General features: G+C 72.4%; 12 protein-coding genes, 1 tRNA gene and 1 pseudogene. 6 read left to right on the forward strand and 8 right to left on the reverse strand.

Annotated features, from left to right (window positions below; all coding sequences use genetic code 11):
• Positions 1 to 248, reverse strand: a pseudogene (locus ABTY20_RS32745) (SPFH domain-containing protein); the annotation flags it as partial.
• Positions 249 to 333: 85 nt separating this feature from the next.
• A complete protein-coding gene (locus ABTY20_RS32750; protein WP_352000784.1) occupies positions 334 to 1,671 on the reverse strand; it encodes a peptidoglycan-binding protein in 1,338 nt (445 codons plus the stop codon).
• Positions 1,672 to 1,878: 207 nt separating this feature from the next.
• Here ABTY20_RS32750 and ABTY20_RS32755 point away from each other — a divergent pair.
• The 3 genes from ABTY20_RS32755 (at position 1,879) to glxA (ending at position 6,417) form a co-directional block, all read left to right on the forward strand.
• Positions 1,879 to 1,952: transfer RNA gene (locus ABTY20_RS32755), tRNA-Lys, on the forward strand.
• A gap of 464 nt (positions 1,953 to 2,416) precedes the next feature.
• On the forward strand, positions 2,417 to 4,480 hold the full coding sequence (locus ABTY20_RS32760) for a glycosyltransferase family 2 protein (protein ID WP_352000785.1): 2,064 nt from the start codon (positions 2,417 to 2,419) through the stop codon (positions 4,478 to 4,480).
• The gene (glxA, locus tag ABTY20_RS32765) at positions 4,477 to 6,417 is read left to right on the forward strand and encodes a radical copper oxidase GlxA (RefSeq protein ID WP_352000786.1); all 1,941 of its coding nucleotides are present in this window, start codon (positions 4,477 to 4,479) and stop codon (positions 6,415 to 6,417) included. The genes ABTY20_RS32760 and glxA overlap by 4 nt, the downstream gene beginning before the upstream one ends.
• Positions 6,418 to 6,472: 55 nt before the next feature.
• On the opposite strand, the gene ABTY20_RS32770 is transcribed toward glxA, so the two are convergent.
• Together ABTY20_RS32770 and ABTY20_RS32775 are read right to left on the reverse strand one after the other, a co-directional pair.
• Entirely contained in the window at positions 6,473 to 7,492 is a 1,020-nt protein-coding gene (locus ABTY20_RS32770) for a glycoside hydrolase family 6 protein (RefSeq protein WP_352000787.1), read from the reverse strand.
• A gap of 156 nt (positions 7,493 to 7,648) precedes the next feature.
• Positions 7,649 to 8,428: an HAD-IIA family hydrolase gene (locus tag ABTY20_RS32775; RefSeq protein ID WP_352000788.1), complete on the reverse strand. Its 780-nt coding sequence runs from the start codon at positions 8,426 to 8,428 to the stop codon at positions 7,649 to 7,651.
• A gap of 310 nt (positions 8,429 to 8,738) precedes the next feature.
• Here ABTY20_RS32775 and ABTY20_RS32780 point away from each other — a divergent pair, with 310 nt between their 5' ends.
• On the forward strand, positions 8,739 to 10,247 hold the full coding sequence (locus ABTY20_RS32780; RefSeq protein WP_352000789.1) for a PQQ-dependent sugar dehydrogenase: 1,509 nt from the start codon (positions 8,739 to 8,741) through the stop codon (positions 10,245 to 10,247).
• A 262-nt stretch (positions 10,248 to 10,509) separates the two neighbouring features.
• Here the strand turns inward: ABTY20_RS32780 and ABTY20_RS32785 are convergent, their stop codons facing one another.
• Positions 10,510 to 11,673, reverse strand: a complete 1,164-nt coding sequence (locus tag ABTY20_RS32785; protein WP_502991942.1) for an ROK family transcriptional regulator — start codon at positions 11,671 to 11,673, stop codon at positions 10,510 to 10,512.
• A 56-nt stretch (positions 11,674 to 11,729) separates the two neighbouring features.
• On the opposite strand from ABTY20_RS32785, the gene ABTY20_RS32790 reads away from it, so the two are divergent.
• The gene (locus ABTY20_RS32790; protein WP_352000790.1) at positions 11,730 to 12,797 is read left to right on the forward strand and encodes a Gfo/Idh/MocA family protein; all 1,068 of its coding nucleotides are present in this window, start codon (positions 11,730 to 11,732) and stop codon (positions 12,795 to 12,797) included.
• Positions 12,794 to 13,285 carry a heme-degrading domain-containing protein gene (locus tag ABTY20_RS32795; RefSeq protein WP_352000791.1) on the forward strand — a complete coding sequence of 164 codons (492 nt, stop codon included), beginning with the start codon at positions 12,794 to 12,796 and terminating at the stop codon, positions 13,283 to 13,285. The genes ABTY20_RS32790 and ABTY20_RS32795 overlap by 4 nt, the downstream gene beginning before the upstream one ends.
• Positions 13,286 to 13,342: 57 nt before the next feature.
• Here the strand turns inward: ABTY20_RS32795 and ABTY20_RS32800 are convergent, their stop codons facing one another.
• From ABTY20_RS32800 to ABTY20_RS32810, 3 genes are all read right to left on the reverse strand, one after another.
• The gene (locus ABTY20_RS32800; RefSeq protein WP_352000792.1) at positions 13,343 to 14,200 is read right to left on the reverse strand and encodes a fumarylacetoacetate hydrolase family protein; all 858 of its coding nucleotides are present in this window, start codon (positions 14,198 to 14,200) and stop codon (positions 13,343 to 13,345) included.
• A gap of 149 nt (positions 14,201 to 14,349) precedes the next feature.
• The gene (locus tag ABTY20_RS32805) at positions 14,350 to 15,060 is read right to left on the reverse strand and encodes a YidC/Oxa1 family membrane protein insertase (RefSeq protein ID WP_352000793.1); all 711 of its coding nucleotides are present in this window, start codon (positions 15,058 to 15,060) and stop codon (positions 14,350 to 14,352) included.
• 104 nt (positions 15,061 to 15,164) lie between these two features.
• Positions 15,165 to 15,479, reverse strand: a complete 315-nt coding sequence (locus tag ABTY20_RS32810; protein WP_352000794.1) for a DUF6412 domain-containing protein — start codon at positions 15,477 to 15,479, stop codon at positions 15,165 to 15,167.
• Between the last annotated feature and the right edge of the window lie 128 nt (positions 15,480 to 15,607).

The raw sequence follows: 15,607 nt of genomic DNA on the forward strand, positions 1-15,607 counted from the left end.
CGGGGCCGCTCCCCCGTGGTCCGCCCCGGGGGGAGCGGCCCCTCCGCGTCCGGCCGGCGGGTGACGACCGCCGGCTCCAGCCGCACCGGCGCCGGTGCGGGGGCGTCGCGGAACAGCAGGTGGACGGGGATCTCGGTGGTGGACTCGGCGTGGATCAGCCGGACCGGCCGGACGGCCGCCGGATCCCCGTCCACCGGACCGCCGGGTTCGGGGAGGTTCTCGGGGACGGGGGGTGTCGTCATGGTCATGCGTGCCTCCAGCCTCCGCGCCAGATGCGTCACGTCGGTCACGTCGGGGGACGGGCGCCGGGGGGTTCCCGGCGCCCGGGACGGGTCATGCGAAGAGCCGCCGCCAGGTCTCCGGGCCCGGGTAGCCGTCCGCCGCGCCGCCGCGCCAGCCCTGGGCCCGCTGGAAGTCCCGCACGTTGCGGCGGTCCGCCTCGCTCCAGCGCGGCCCCGGCCCCTTCGTGTAGTACCGGCCGAACCCCTTCTCCACCAGCCGCCTCCCCAGCCGCGTGACGTGGTCGTTGACGGCGCCGGGCCGGAACAGCGCGCGGCCCGGATAGCCCGGCACCCCGTGCGAGGAGGGGGCGCCCGACGGGCCGCCAGATCCGGAAGCGGAATCTCCGTTTGGAATGTCCCGGCCCTCCCCGGAGACCAGCAGCTCCCAGGTCGAGGGGCCCGGAAGCCCGTCCGCCGCCGCCCCGCTCCACCCCTGGGCCTCCTGGAACGCCCGGGTCGCCCTGCGGTCCGCCTCCGTCCAGCGCGCCCCGGGAGATGCGGAGTAGAAGCGTCCGCCGCCGCGCGCGACGAGCATCCGGCCGAGTTCGGCGACGTAACGGTTCTCCGCGCCGGGGCCGAAATAGGCCACTCCGGGGAACGGGGTCCGGCCCGCCGGGAGGGGCGCCCCGGCCCCTCCCGCGCCGTCGCTCACCCCCTTGTAGCGGTAGGGGACGTAGCGCGCGGAGTTGCTCCAGTAGGCGTACGGGGTGGTCCTCCGGCGGGTGTGCGGCGCGGTCTGCTCGTAGGCGACGTACCGGGAGCGGGCGGCGTCCGCCCAGCCGCCGAAAAGGACGACGTGGGATCCGCCGTACGGGTCGGCGGCATTGTGGAACAACAGCACGTCACCCGGCTGGAGTTCCTCTTTGGTGATTCTCTTGGCGTATTTCCCGAGACTGCCGGTCCATTCGTTACCGGGAAGCCGCCAGGCCATCGAGACATAACCCGAACAGTCCTGCCGGTAACCGTCGGACCCGTACGAGCCCACGCCGTACGGAACCTTCCGGGTGACCCAGCTCCGGGCCCGCTCGATGATGTCCGCGCGGGTGATCGCGGGCGCCCGCACGGTGCGCGGGGGGCTCGCGGGCGGGGCCGCCCGACCGCCCGGGCCGTGCAGCGGGGCCCGTCTCCCCTGCGGGGTCACAGGGCCCTCACCTGCTGGAACGTCCGGACCGGCGGCCTGCTGGACCCCGGGGACGGCGACCGCGGGGACCGCGGGGGCGGCGACCGCGGCCGAGGTCACGGCGGCCATGACGAACGCGGTGCGGCGCGCCGCCGGATGACCGGCGAAACGGCCGCTCCCGGAATGCGGCAGAACGCGTCGCCAGTGCGCGCAGCCGGGGCAGTCGCAGTCGTCCGCCGGATCGATGTCCTCGAATACCGGAGACTCCATGCGATTCCCCTCACACTCCGGGCCGATTTCGTCACGTCCGTGCACGACGGCCATTTTCGCAACGGTCCTCCGCACGCGCATGTTGACGGTCCGAATGATGTACGGACGGTGGACCGGGCCGGTACCGAAGGTGCACCGCGGACGGCCGCCGGGCGGCCGGCGGTACGGAGCACCCTCCGGGCTCCTGTAGAGTTACGCCGTCAGCGCGCGCCGCTAGCTCAGTTGGTTAGAGCAGCTGACTCTTAATCAGCGGGTCCGGGGTTCGAGTCCCTGGCGGCGCACCGACAGACGGGCTCCTCGTGCAGACGAGGGGCCCGTCGGTTTTTGGCCGGATCCCGTCCGGCGCCCGTTGAACGCGACCCCCTCGGCGTACGTATGCACCACCGGCCCCCAGCGCCTCCCCACTGGCCGCAATGGACCCGTATGACCGGTGAACACCGTGTTTCGCACCATGCGATCACGATGGGCACCATAGACCCGGGTCCTTCGCATCGTCGTGGTTTCGTGGCGGTTGGTGGTCGAGAAACCGGTTGTCGGTGGTGCGGGGCCCGGGGTCCCCCATCATGGAGCGGTGCCGCGGGGGGCATCATGCAACCGGAACGCATCCGCGCCGTGTCTATAAGGTGTGCGTGGCGTGGAGGCAGCGGTCCACCACTGATGCGTCCGGGACGGCCGAGGGGGGCCGGAGCGGACGCGAGGAAGCGAGGAAGCACACGGTGACCACCGTGTGCTGGGGGGATGACTCATGACGTCGACGCCGACCGGCGCCCAGCGGGACGACGACTCGTCCCGGACCACCCAGCTCAGGGTGCCCGGCCACCGGAACTGGAACACGGGGACGTTCCGCCGGATCAAGAAGGCGCTGCCGAAATACGACTACGAGCACTACAGCCGGCTCGCGGGCCCCCTCACCCAGCCCGATCCGAACCGGCCGTACACGGTGCGGTACCGCTCGCTGATCTCCCAGGAGCCGCACCGCATCCGGATCGCCCTGATGCTGGTCGCCGCGCCGGTGCTGTCGCTGGTCCTGCTGTTCTGGCTGCTGCAGCCCTCGCACTGGACCGAGCGGGACCACCCGGCTCACGACTGGCTGCCCGCCCTCGACGTCGTCATGCTCGTCTCGATCGGTCTGATCGAGTTCTTCCGCTGCATGAACGTGCTGTCGAACGCGCACGCCACGCTGGTCGCCCGCGATCCGGTCCCGGTGGTGCCCGAGACCGGCACCCGGGTCGCCTTCCTCACCTCCTTCGTCCCCGGCAAGGAGCCGCTGGAGATGGTGACGAAGACCCTGGAGGCGGCCGTGCGGATCCGCCACCGGGGCCTGATGCACGTCTGGCTGCTCGACGAGGGCGACGACCCCGCGGTGAAGGAGGTCTGCGCCCGGCTCGGCGTGCACCACTTCTCCCGCAAGGGCGTCGCGAAGTGGAACCAGGAGAAGGGCGCGCACCGCGCCAGGACCAAGCACGGCAACTACAACGCCTGGCTGGAGGCGCACGGCGACGACTACGACTTCTTCGCCTCCGTCGACACCGACCACGTGCCGCTGCCGAACTACCTGGAGCGGATGCTCGGCTTCTTCCGCGACCCGGACGTCGGCTTCGTCATCGGCCCGCAGGTCTACGGCAACTACGACAACTTCGTCACCAAGGCCGCCGAGTCCCAGCAGTTCCTCTTCCACGCGCTGATCCAGCGCGCCGGCAACCGCTACGGCTCGCCGATGTTCGTGGGCACCTCCAACGCCGTGCGCATCACGGCGCTGAAGCAGATCGGCGGTCTGTACGACTCGATCACCGAGGACATGGCGACCGGCTTCGAGATGCACCGCCACAGGAACCCGGCGACGGGGAGGAAGTGGCGCTCGGTCTACACCCCGGACGTGCTCGCGGTCGGTGAGGGGCCCAACGCCTGGACCGACTTCTTCACCCAGCAGATGCGCTGGTCGCGCGGTACGTACGAGACGATCCTCAAGCAGTACTGGAAGGGCTGGTACTCGCTCCCGCCGAGCAAGCTCTTCAACTACACGATGATGATCGTCTTCTATCCGATGTCGGCCCTGAACTGGATCCTGGCGGCGCTGAGCTGCGCGCTGTTCCTGGGCCTGGGCGCCTCGGGCGTGAACATCGACCCCACGGTCTGGCTGATGCTCTACGGCAACGCCTCCGCCCTGCAGATCGGCCTGTACGTCTGGAACCGCCGGCACAACGTCTCGCCGCACGAGCCGGAGGGCTCCGGCGGTGTGGCCGGCATGGTGATGTCCGCGCTGTCGGCGCCGCTGTACGCGAAGGCTCTGATCGACTCCGTCCTGCGCAGGAAGAGCAGGTTCGTGGTCACCCCGAAGGGCGACTCGGCCAGCCCGGACACCTGGTTCGGGACCTTCCGGTACCACTGGTACTTCATCCTGGTCTTCGCCGGCTCCATCGCCGCGGGCCTCCTCTACGGGCACGCGCACCCGGCGATGGTGACCTGGGCGACCTTCGCCCTGCTGATCACCGCCGCGCCGATGTTCGCCTGGCGGCACGGCATGCGGCAGGGCCGGAAGAAGCCCGGCGCGCACGCCGCGGGCGGACGGCCGGGCCCCGCCGGGGCGCCGCAGCCGCCGCAGCCGCCGCAGATGCCGCAGATGCCGCAGATGCCGCAGCAGCAGCACGCCCCGCACCGGCCGCACGCCCGGCCCACCTGGGCCGGCCCGCACGGCGCACCGGGCGAGGCAGCGGGCCCCGAGGGGCCGGGAGGGACCGGGGGCGGCGCCCCCGGCGACGACCAGACCATGCAAATCGCCCTGGGTGGACTTGGGGGACGTAAGGAATGAAGGACCGTGCAGGCCGCCGTCGGGCCCGTCGGATCGCGATGGGCACGGCGGTGGCGCTGGCGCTGGCCGGGATGAACGGGCCGTGGCTGTACCGCTTCGGCACCGAGAAGTACCACCAGTACAGGATCGACCAGCCCGGGTACAAGGCCGCCCACGGCAAGTGGGAGATCGTCGAGTTCCCCGAGGAGTACCGGCAGAACACCATCCACGCGGCGCTGCTGCGCACCGGCAAGGTGCTGCTCGTCGCGGGGTCGGGCAACGACCAGGACAACTTCGACGCGAAGAGGTACGACACCCGGATCTGGGACCCCGTCAAGGGGACCGTCAAGAAGGTGCCGACGCCCACCGACCTGTTCTGCACCGGCCACACCCAGCTCGCCAACGGCAACCTGCTGATCGCGGGCGGCACCAAGCGGTACGAGAAGCTCCAGGGTGACGTGAAGAAGGCCGGCGGCCTGATGCTCGTCCACAACGAGAACCCGGACGAGCCGATCACCCTGCCCGCCGGCACGAAGTTCACCGGCAAGGAGAACGGCAAGACCTTCGTCTCGAAGGACCCGGTGCTCGTCCCGCGCGCCGAGAAGGAGTTCGACCCGGCCACCGGCGCGTTCCTGGGCACCACCCCGGGCGTCGGCCGCATCTACGTCGAGGCGCAGAAGGACGGCGCCGAGTACGAGACCGGCACCCAGGAGAACTACAGGGTGCACGGCCTGACCGGCGCCGACGCGCGCAACACGTACGGCATCGCCGAGAAGCTCGCCATGGACAAGAAGGACTTCCAGGGCATCCGGGACGCCTACGAGTTCGACCCGGTCGCCGAGAAGTACATCAAGGTCGACCCGATGAAGGAGGCCCGCTGGTACCCGACGCTCACCACCCTGAGCGACGGCAGGATCCTCAGCGTCTCCGGCCTCGACGACATCGGTCAGCTGGTCCCGGGCAAGAACGAGGTCTACGACCCGCAGACCGGAAAGTGGGCCTACACCGAGAAGGTCCGCCAGTTCCCGACGTACCCGGCGCTGTTCCTGATGCAGAACGGCAAGGTCTTCTACTCGGGGTCGAACGCCGGCTACGGACCGGACGACGTGGGCCGCGACCCGGGCGTCTGGGACGTGGAGACCAACACGTTCGAGAAGGTCCCCGGGCTGAGCGACCCGGACCTGATGGAGACGTCCGGCACGGTGCTGCTGCCGCCGGCGCAGGACGAGAGGTACATGGTGATCGGCGGCGGCGGGGTCGGCGAGTCCGAGCGCTCCAGCGAGAAGACCCGGATCGTCGACCTCAAGGCCGACGAGCCGGAGTTCGTCGACGGACCGTCCCTGGACAAGGGCACCCGCTACCCGCAGGTGTCGATCCTGCCGAACGACGAGGTGCTGGTCACCGGCGGCTCGGAGGACTACCGGGGCCGCGGCGACTCCAACATCCTCGAGGCGCGGATCTACGACACCGGGAAGAACGAGTTCCGGCGGGTCGCCGACCCGCTGGTGGGCCGCAACTACCACTCGGGCTCGATCCTGCTGCCCGACGGCCGGGTGATGGTCTTCGGCTCCGACTCGCTCTACGCCGACAAGGCCAACACCAAGCCGGGCACGTTCGAACAGCGCATCGAGATCTACACGCCGCCGTACCTGTACGGCGACACCGGGCAGCCCGACCTGTCGGGCGGGCCGAAGACCGTCGAGCGCGGCGGTTCCGCCACGTTCACCTCGGCGGACGCGGCGTCGGTGAGGAGCGTGCGGCTGATCCGGCCGAGCGCGTCCACGCACGTCACGGACGTGGACCAGCGGTCGATCGCGCTGGACTTCACGACCGACGGGGACAAGATCACCGTGACGGTGCCGGAGAACGGGAACCTGGTGCAGTCGGGGTGGTACATGCTGTTCGTCAACGACGGGGAGGGCGTGCCCAGCAAGGCGCAGTGGGTGCGGGTGCCGTAGCGCTCCCGCGGACGCGTGGCCGGGCGCGGGGGCGCCGTGCTTCCCGCGCCCTCCCTCAGGGCGTCGACTCCTCCGTCAGTTTCAGCGCGTACTCGGGCCACCACTCGCCCGCCTTCGGGCCGCCCTTGCACTCGCCGTCCGACTCCCCCGGGCGCTTGATCCACAGGTAGGCGTCGACCAGGGGGTCGGCCGTCTTCGTCGTCGGGGTCTCGCCGAGGGCGCGGCCGGGCGGGTTGCACCAGCGTTCGTCCGCGGCGCCCTCGGTGTAGGGGCCGTTGCCGTTGCGGCTGGTGTCGATGACGAAGGGCTTGCCGCCGACCTCGGCGGAGAGCCGCTTGCCGTAGGCGATGGACTTCTCGGTGGAGTAGAAGTTGGAGACGTTCACCGAGAAGCCGTCGGCCTGCTCGACGCCCGCCCACTTCAGCGGCTCGTGGATCTGGTCGGGGTCGCCCCAGCCGGCGTTGCCCGCGTCCAGGTAGACCTTGGTGTTCTTCAGGCCCTTCAGCGTGGCCACGGCGCCCTTGAGGAGGTCGTAGCGCTCCTCGTGGAACTCGTCCGGGGTGCAGCCGTCCACCAGGTGGAGCACCGCGTCGGGTTCCAGGATCACGGTCGCCGGGCGGTCCCCGATGCCCCGGGCTACAGCGTCGACGAAGGCGCGGTAGGCGTCGCCGTCGGCGGCGCCGCCCCGTGAGTACTGGCCGCAGTCGCGGTGCGGGATGTTGTAGAGGACCAGCAGCGCGGTGCGGTCCGCCTCGTCCGCGGCCTCGGTGAAGCCGCGGGCCTGTTCCTCGGGGTCCTCCGGGCTGATCCACTCGCCGACGGGCTGCCGGGCGATCTCGCGGATCCGGTCGGCCTGCTCCTTCTCGCCGTCCTCCAGCAGTTCGGCGACCTGGCGTGCGGCGGTGCCGTCCGGGTTGACCCAGAACGGGTTCGACTCCTTCGGCTGCTGGGTGATCCCCACCCCGGCCCCCTCGTCGTCCGCGGACGAACACCCGGTGATCAGCAGTGCCGCCCCCAGCGCCACCGCGGACGCCCGCCTCCCGGCGAGCGCCCCGACCCCCCTGCTGCCGTGCATCGAGCCCCCTTCAGGTGCACGTCGTTCCCTGTGCTCCGAGCCCCAATCCTGGCACACGCCCCGCGACGCCCCCGCGGTCGAACCGGCCCCGTCCACCGGCCGTCACGGCGTGCCGGGGCGGCGCGCCGTACGGGAGGCCGGTGGGGGCGCGCGGCGTCAGACCAGGTCGACGAGGTCCGCGATGGAGTCCACGACCTTGGACGGCCGGTAGGGGAAGTTCTCCACCTGCTCGGTCCGGGTCAGGCCGGTGAGCACCAGGAAGGTCTGCATCCCGGCCTCGATGCCGGCCAGCACGTCGGTGTCCATCCGGTCGCCGATCATCGCGCTGCTCTCGGAGTGGGCCCCGAGGGTGTTGAGCCCGGTGCGCATCATCAGGGGGTTCGGCTTGCCGGCGAAGTACGGCTGCTTGCCGGTCGCCTTGGTGATGAGCGCGGCCACCGCGCCGGTCGCGGGGAGCGGGCCCTCGGTGGAGGGGCCGGTCTCGTCGGGGTTGGTGCAGATGAAGCGGGCGCCGTCGTTGATGAGGCGGACCGCCTTCGTCATCGCCTCGAAGGAGTAGGTGCGGGTCTCCCCGAGGACCACGTAGTCGGGCTCGTGGTCGGTGAGGATGTAGCCGATGTCGTGCAGCGCGGTGGTCAGACCGGCCTCGCCGATGACGTACGCCGAGCCGTTGGGGCGCTGGTCGTCGAGGAACTTGGCGGTGGCGAGGGCGGAGGTCCAGATGTTCTCGATCGGCACCTCCAGGCCCATGCGGCGCAGCCGGGCGTGCAGGTCGCGCGGGGTGTAGATCGAGTTGTTGGTGAGGACCAGGAAGGGCTTGGCCGACTCGCGCAGCTTCTTGATGAAGGCGTCGGCGCCGGGGATCGGTACGCCCTCGTGGATCAGCACCCCGTCCATGTCGGTGAGCCACGATTCGATCGGCTTGCGGTCTGCCATGTGCGGGATCTCCTGCCGTACGTGGTCCTGCGTGCGCCCCAGCCTAAACAGCTCCGGATCTTGAGGGAACGCCGGATGCGGCCCGGCTTGCGGGCGGACGGGCGGTTCGGTGGCGGCGGGGCGGGAGGGGTGTTCGCGCCGGGCGGCGCGAAAGTGGCGCAAACACGTGTTGCCGCTGTGGCGTGTGCGTCGCAGCCTGAGGTGGCGGGAGCGCTCCCACACCTCCCTGTGCCCCCACAGCCCCGTTCATCGGTCGCCGACAGCGCACGGAAAGAAGGAGATCGTGGCTTGTCATATGCATGCCCTTAGAATGCGGCTCCGTCTGGCATTCGTCCTGTGCACTCTGCTCGCGGTGCTGCCGGCCCTCGTCCCGTCCGCCACCGCGGCGACGGAGGAGGAGGACGCGTCCACCGTCCCCCTGCCCTCGATCGGCGCGACCACCACCCAGGTCGCCTCCGGACTGAGACGCCCCACCGCCATCGTCGCCCCCGACGACGGCACGGACCGGCTGTTCATCACCGAGAAGTCCGGCACCGTCCGCGTCTACCATCCGGACACCGGTCTGGAGCGGACCCCGCTGATCGACATCACCGCGTCCGTCGACGAGTCGGGCAACGAGCGCGGCCTGCTCGGCATCGCCCTCCCGCCCGACTTCGCCGACAGCCAGGACCTGTACCTGGCGTACACGGCGCCGCCCGACGGCGCGGTCACCCTCGCCCGCTACCGGCTCGACGACTCCCGCCTGGAGCCGCTGCTCTCCCAGGAGCACGCCGAGTACAACAACCACAACGGCGGCCAGCTCGCCTTCGGCCCCGACGGCAACCTGTACTGGAGCATCGGCGACGGCGGGGGCTCCGGTGACCCCTTCCGTTCCGGACAGCGGCTGGACACCCTGCTGGGCAAGATCATGCGGATCGACGTGAGCCGCACGTGCGGTTCCCTCGCGTACTGCGTCCCCTCCGACAACCCCTTCGTGGACACGCCCGGCGCCCGCGCGGAGATCTGGCTGTACGGGCTGCGCAACCCGTGGCGGTTCTCCTTCGACCGGGCCGACGGCTCGATGTGGATCGGCGACGTCGGCCAGGGCCACTGGGAGGAGATCAACCACATCGCCCCCGGCCGGGGCGGACTGAACCTCGGCTGGTCCTGCTACGAGGGCCTGGAGAAGTTCACGGACGGGGACTGCGGGCCCGGCGGGGAGTACACCGAGCCGGTCTTCACCTACTCCCCCTACACCGGCGGCTGTTCGGTCATCGGCGGGCACGTGTACCGGGGCCGGGAGTACGCCGACCTGGTGGGCGGCACGTACATCGCCACCGACTACTGCTCCTCCACGGTCTGGGCGCTGCGACCCGACGGACGGGGCGGCTACGAACAGGCCGAGATCGGCAGGACGCCCACGCAGGTGACGTCGGTCGGCACGACCGTCGACGGGGAGTTCTACATGGTCAACGACCTGCCCGGCGGCCTGCACAAGGTGTCCTTCTCGCGGGAGGAGCCCACCTGCCGGGTGGACCGCACGGTGAGGGCCTGGGGCACCGGCATGACGGTCGACCTCACCGTCACCAACACCGGCAGCACCCCGGTGAACGGCTGGACCCTGGAGTTCCCGCTGACCCTCGACCAGACGATCGTCTCCGACTGGAACACGGACCTGACCCAGCTGAGCAACGTGATCAGGGCGTCCGACGCCGTCCACAACGCCACGATCGCACCGGGCGCGAGCATCACCCTGGGCTACCTCGCGAAGCACACGGGCGACACGACGGCACCCCCGCGCTTCACGCTGAACGGCGACGCCTGCGCAGTGGGCCGCTGACGCGCCGCCACCGCCCCGGCCGCGGCCGGTCCACACGACCGCCCGCGGCTGCGGGCGGTCGTGCCTCCCCCGGAGCCCGAAAGGGTTTGGGAGGCACCCCCGGGCGATGGAGGTCCTCCCGCTCATGGGGGTCCCCCCGCTCATGAGGGGAAGCCGAGAGCGGGGGAGGCACCTGGCGGACGCCGGCAAGGGGCACCTCCGCCCGCCGGCTGCGCCAGGGCGCACCACCTCCGATGCCGGAGGGGGCCGAAGCCCCCTCCGGTCAGGCGTCCCCCCGCCCGAACAACGGCGCCAGCACCAACTGGGCCGCCCCCTCCGCGACCCCCTGCACCCCACCGGGCGCGACCCGCACCGGCACACCCCCGTCACCCCTGCCCCCACCCCCGCCCTCCCGCCGGGCCCGCGCGGCGAGAACCGCCCCGACCCCCCGCACGAACGCCTCGGGCGCGGCGGCCACGGTGCGCCCGCCGAGAAGCACCAGATCGATGTCGAGCAGCCCGACGAGGTTCGCCGCCCCCGCCCCCAGCACCCTGGCCGCCTCGGCGACATCACCGCGGGCGACGGCGTCCAGGCACAGCACCTCGACGCACCCACGAGCCCCGCAGGTGCACGGCCGCCCGTCCAACTGGATGACCTGGTGCCCGAACTCCCCCGCACCGGTCCTGGTCCCCCGGTACACGCTCCCGCCCATCACCAGCCCGGCCCCCAGCCCCGTACCGAGGTGCAGGTAGGCGAAGGAACCCCCCTCCCCGCCGACCGCCAGCCCCAGCGCCGCCGCGTTGGTGTCCTTGTCGACGGCCACCGGCACGCCCAGCCGCCGCGCCAGCGCGTCCCGCAGCGGGAAGCCGTCCCACTCGGGGAAGCCGGTGACCCGGTGCAGCACGCCCTTGTCGTGGTCGAGCGGCCCGGGCAGCGCGACCCCCACCCCGAGCGGCGCCCGGTCCCCCCGGTCCGCCCCGTCCGTCCTCGGCACCCGCAGCGCCTCGACGACCCCGGCCACCCGCGCCAGTACCGCCTCCTCCCCCGCGCCCAGGTCCAGCGGTGCCCGTCTGCGGTCCACCACCGTCCCGTCGAGGTCGACCAGGACCGCCCGCACCTCGTCCCGGTCCAGGTGGACGCCCACCGCGTGTCCCGCCTCCGGGACCAGCCGCAGCACCGTGCGCGGCTTGCCGCCGGTGGACGCCCGGCGGCCCGCCTCGACCGCCAGGCCGTCCGCCCGCAGCCGGGCCGTGATCTTGCTGACCGCCTGCGGGGTGAGCCCGGTCCGCTCGGCGAGCTCCAGCCGGCTGATCCCCTCCGCCCCCGCGGTCCGCAGCAGGTCGAGCACGAGCGCGGTGTTGTGGCTGCGCAGGGCGAGCAGGTTCACCCCCAGCGGGGTCCCGTGCGTGCCGCGCGCCCCGCCGATGCCGTCGTTCGTCCTGTTCACCCGGCCATTCTCTCCGCTGCTTGCACTTTGGCAACAGCGTTGCGAAAGTAGGAGCCATGACTGGCACTCCCCTCCGCGTCGGCCTCGTCGGCTACGGCCTCGCGGGCTCCGTGTTCCACGCCCCGCTGATCGCCGCGACCGAGGGCCTCGCGCTCGACACGGTGGTCACCTCGAACCCCGAGCGGCAGCGGCAGGCCCGCGCCGAGTTCCCGGACGTCCGCGTCGCCGCGACCCCGGACGAGCTGTTCGCCCGCGCCGGCGAACTGGACCTGATCGTCGTCGCGTCCCCGAACAGGACGCACGTCCCGCTCGCCCGGACCGCCCTCGAGGCCGGACTGCCGGTCGTCGTCGACAAGCCGCTCTCCGGCACGGCGGCCGAGGCGCGCGGGCTGGCGGCGCTCGCCGAGGAGCGCGGCCTGCTCCTCTCCGTCTTCCAGAACCGCCGCTGGGACAACGACTTCCTCACCCTGCGCAAGCTGATCGAGGAGGGCGAACTCGGCGACGTGTACCGCTTCGAGTCCCGCTTCGAGCGCTGGCGCCCGCAACTCAAGGGCGGCTGGCGGGAGTCCGGCGACCCCGCAGAGATCGGAGGTCTGCTCTACGACCTCGGCAGCCACGTCGTCGACCAGGCGCTGGTCCTCTTCGGTCCGGTGACCACCGTCCACGCCGAGGCGGACATCCGGCGCGAGGGCGCGCTGACCGACGACGACACGTTCCTCGCGCTGACGCACGCGAACGGCGTCCGCTCCCACCTCTACGTCTCGGCGACCACGGCCCAGCTCGGCCCGCGCTTCCGCGTCCTGGGCTCGAGGGCCGGCTACGTCAAGCACGGCCTGGACCCCCAGGAGGCCGCCCTGCGCGACGGCCAGCGCCCCCGCACCGGCTGGGGCATGGAACCCGAGGAGCTGTGGGGCCGCATCGGCGCCGGGGAGTCCCCGGTGACCGGCGGCGGCCACCCCGTGCCGACCCTCCCGGGCGACTACCCCGCCTACTACGCGGCCGTGGCCGAGGCCCTGCTGGCCGGCGCCCCCAACCCGGTGACCGCGCACGAGGCGGCCGCCGCCCTGGACGTCCTGGAGGCCGCCCGCCGGTCGGCCCTGGAAGGGATTACGGTGACCCTGTGACCACCCCGAAGCAGTCCCCCGAACCGACTCCGAGCGTCGAGGAGTTGGAGGCGCAGGAACGCCGCCTGGTCCTCCCCCGGTTCACCCACGACGACGCGTGGGCCCTCGGCTCCCTGCTGGTGGAGATGGCGCGCGAGCGCCGGGCCCCCGTCGCCATCGACATCCACCGCGCGGGCCAGCAGCTCTTCCACGCCGCACTGCCCGGCTCCGCCCCCGACAACGACGCCTGGATCGCCCGCAAGCGCCGGGTCGTCGAGCGCTACGGCTGCGCCTCCTACCTGGTGGGCTCCCGCTACCGCGCCAGGGGCACGACGTTCGAGGCGTCCTCCCGCCTGGACCCCGACACCTACGCGGCCCACGGCGGCTCCTTCCCCATCGCGGTGGAGGGCGTGGGCGTCATCGGCGCGGTGACGGTCTCGGGCCTCCCCCAGCTCCAGGACCACCAGCTGGTGGTGGAGGCCCTGGAAGCCTTCCTGGCACGCTCGTAGCGCCGCGGGGGCGCGGGTGCGGCGTGGTCCGTCACACCGCACCCGCGCCCCGAGGGCTCACGCCTGCCCGAACTCCTGCCGCTGCCGCCCGAGTCCGGAGATCTCCAGCTCGACCACGTCCCCGGCACGCAGGTACGGCTTCGGCTCGGGCCGCCCCATCGCCACCCCCGCAGGCGTCCCGGTGTTGATCACGTCACCGGGGTACAGCGTCATGAACCGGCTGACGTACCGCACGACCTCGCCCACCGGGAAGATCTGCTCGGCGGTCGTCCCGTCCTGCTTCAGCTCCCCGTTGACCCACAGCCGCAGCGACAGGTCCTGCGGGTCGCCGACCTCGTCGGCGGTCACCAGCCACGGCCCCAGCGGGTTGAACGTCTCGCAGTTCTTCCCCTTGTCCCAGGTCCCGCCCCGCTCGAGCTGGAACTCCCGCTCGGAGACGTCGTGCGCGACGGCGTACCCGGCGACGTGCGCGAGCCCTTCCTCCGCCGACTCCAGGTACCGCGCCGTACGTCCGATGACGACCGCCAGTTCGACCTCCCAGTCGGTCCTCGCCGACCCGCGCGGCACCAGCACCGTGTCGTCGGGGCCGACGACCGTGTCCGCCGCCTTGAAGAAGACGACCGGCTCGGCGGGCGGCTCGACCCCCGTCTCACGGGCGTGGTCGTGGTAGTTCAGCCCGATGCAGACGATCTTCCCGATCCGCGCCACCGGGGGCCCGATCCGCAGCCCCGTCCCGTCCAGCGCGGGCAGCTCGCCGCTGTCGGCGGCGGCCCCGATCCGGCCGAGCGCGGCCTCGTCGGCGAGCAGCGCCCCGTCGATGTCGGGGACGAGACCCGACAGGTCGCGCAGGGTCCCCCCGTCGTCGAGCAGTGCGGGCCGTTCCCGTCCCGCCGTGCCGACTCGCAGCAGCTTCATGTTTCCCGTCTCCCTCGATCGCGGGTCCGCCCGATGGACCCCGGCCCGGATGCGGCACGGCACAGTCATCGGAGGACTGGTCGATCCTCCGGTCCGGTGTTCCACTCCGCAAGACCCCGTTCACGTACTGGACCGCGCGTGCCCGGCGCTCAGCGGTACAGCGCGGCCCGTTCCACCAGGCTCCACGTCGTGCTGGTCACCACGTACAGCGCGGCGGCCAGCGGTACGACGGCGACGGTGACGAGCGTGAAGAAGGACAGGAACGGCATCACCCTGGTCACCGCCCCCAGCCCCGGCACCTGCTCCCCCGGGCCTGCCGTCGCGGCCTGGGCGGCCATCGTCCGCCGGGACAGCCGGTAGCCGAAGAGGGCGACGACGGCGACGACCGCGAACAGCCCGGCGTACACCAGTCCGGGCCCGCCGAACAGCCCGCCGTCCCCGAGCGCGTCCGTCCACCTGCCGCCGAGCGGCGCCGCGAACAGCCGGTGCCCGAGCAGCTCGTTGGCCCGTCCACCGATCGTCCCGCTGGAGAAGAGGTGGTACAGCAGGAAGAAGGCGGGCAGCTGGAGCAGGCCGGGCAGGCAGCCGGAGAGCGGCGACACCTTCTCCCGCGCGTGCAGCTCCAGTACGGCCCGCTGCAGCTTCTCGGGGTCGCGGCCGTGCCTGCGGCGCAGTTCGGCGATGCGCGGCTGGAGCGCCGCCCGGGCCTTCTGCCCGCGGGCGGCGGCCCGGGACAGGGGGTGGAGGAGGAGTCGCACGAAGGCGGTGAACAGGACGATCGCGGCGGCCGCCGCGAAGGTGCCGAACAGCGGCTGGAGCAGGTCGGCCAGGTGCTCGACCAGGCTGGCGAAGACGGACATGGGTGAGCCCTCCGGGGGTCTCGTCGTGCCGGACGTACGGGAAAAGGGCGGCATGACGACCCGCAGCGGGGCGTGGTGGGGTGCGGAAGAACCGAAGGGGTGCCCTACGCGGCGGTCGCCGGGAGGGCGTGTCCGGGAGCCCGGGGTCTGGTGCGCCCCCTGGCGTCGGGGTCGCGCTGGGGCAGGAAGGCCGTGCGCCGGTCGCGGTCGCGTATCGCCGTGCGCACCCGGGTGGGCGGCACGGCGGGCGCGCAGCGGGCGGCGAGGAGCGCGCAGACGGCGAGCGCGGTCCCGGCGGCGGCGGTCGCGGCGAGCGCGACGTCGGCCAGGGAGAGCCCGCCGGCGGCGGGCAGCAGGAGCAGGAGGACCTGCACGAGGGGCAGCAGCACGGCGGCGATCCGGAGCGTCCGTCCGCGCATCGTCCCCCCTCCCCGCTCGACCCTCTCGTGCCGGACCGGTCCCGGCGCCCCTTCAACGTCCGGCACCGGCGCGATGGTTCCCGCGGTCCGGACGCGCGCCGGCCGGGCCGGCCGCGGGCCCGCCCGGC

It is taken from the genome of Streptomyces sp. NPDC126497 (genome assembly GCF_040302425.1).
In the GTDB taxonomy this organism is placed as follows: Bacteria; Actinomycetota; Actinomycetes; order Streptomycetales; family Streptomycetaceae; genus Streptomyces.

Coding starts and splice junctions, on each gene's coding strand:
- ABTY20_RS32780 (WP_352000789.1), top strand. CDS start 8,739: ATGCGGCTCCGTCTGGCATTCGTCCTGTGCACTCTGCTCGCGGTGCTG.
- glxA (WP_352000786.1), top strand. CDS start 4,477: ATGAAGGACCGTGCAGGCCGCCGTCGGGCCCGTCGGATCGCGATGGGC.
- ABTY20_RS32775 (WP_352000788.1), bottom strand. CDS start 8,428: ATGGCAGACCGCAAGCCGATCGAATCGTGGCTCACCGACATGGACGGG.
- ABTY20_RS32810 (WP_352000794.1), bottom strand. CDS start 15,479: ATGCGCGGACGGACGCTCCGGATCGCCGCCGTGCTGCTGCCCCTCGTG.
- ABTY20_RS32760 (WP_352000785.1), top strand. CDS start 2,417: ATGACGTCGACGCCGACCGGCGCCCAGCGGGACGACGACTCGTCCCGG.
- ABTY20_RS32770 (WP_352000787.1), bottom strand. CDS start 7,492: ATGCACGGCAGCAGGGGGGTCGGGGCGCTCGCCGGGAGGCGGGCGTCC.
- ABTY20_RS32790 (WP_352000790.1), top strand. CDS start 11,730: ATGACTGGCACTCCCCTCCGCGTCGGCCTCGTCGGCTACGGCCTCGCG.
- ABTY20_RS32750 (WP_352000784.1), bottom strand. CDS start 1,671: ATGGAGTCTCCGGTATTCGAGGACATCGATCCGGCGGACGACTGCGAC.
- ABTY20_RS32800 (WP_352000792.1), bottom strand. CDS start 14,200: ATGAAGCTGCTGCGAGTCGGCACGGCGGGACGGGAACGGCCCGCACTG.
- ABTY20_RS32805 (WP_352000793.1), bottom strand. CDS start 15,060: ATGTCCGTCTTCGCCAGCCTGGTCGAGCACCTGGCCGACCTGCTCCAG.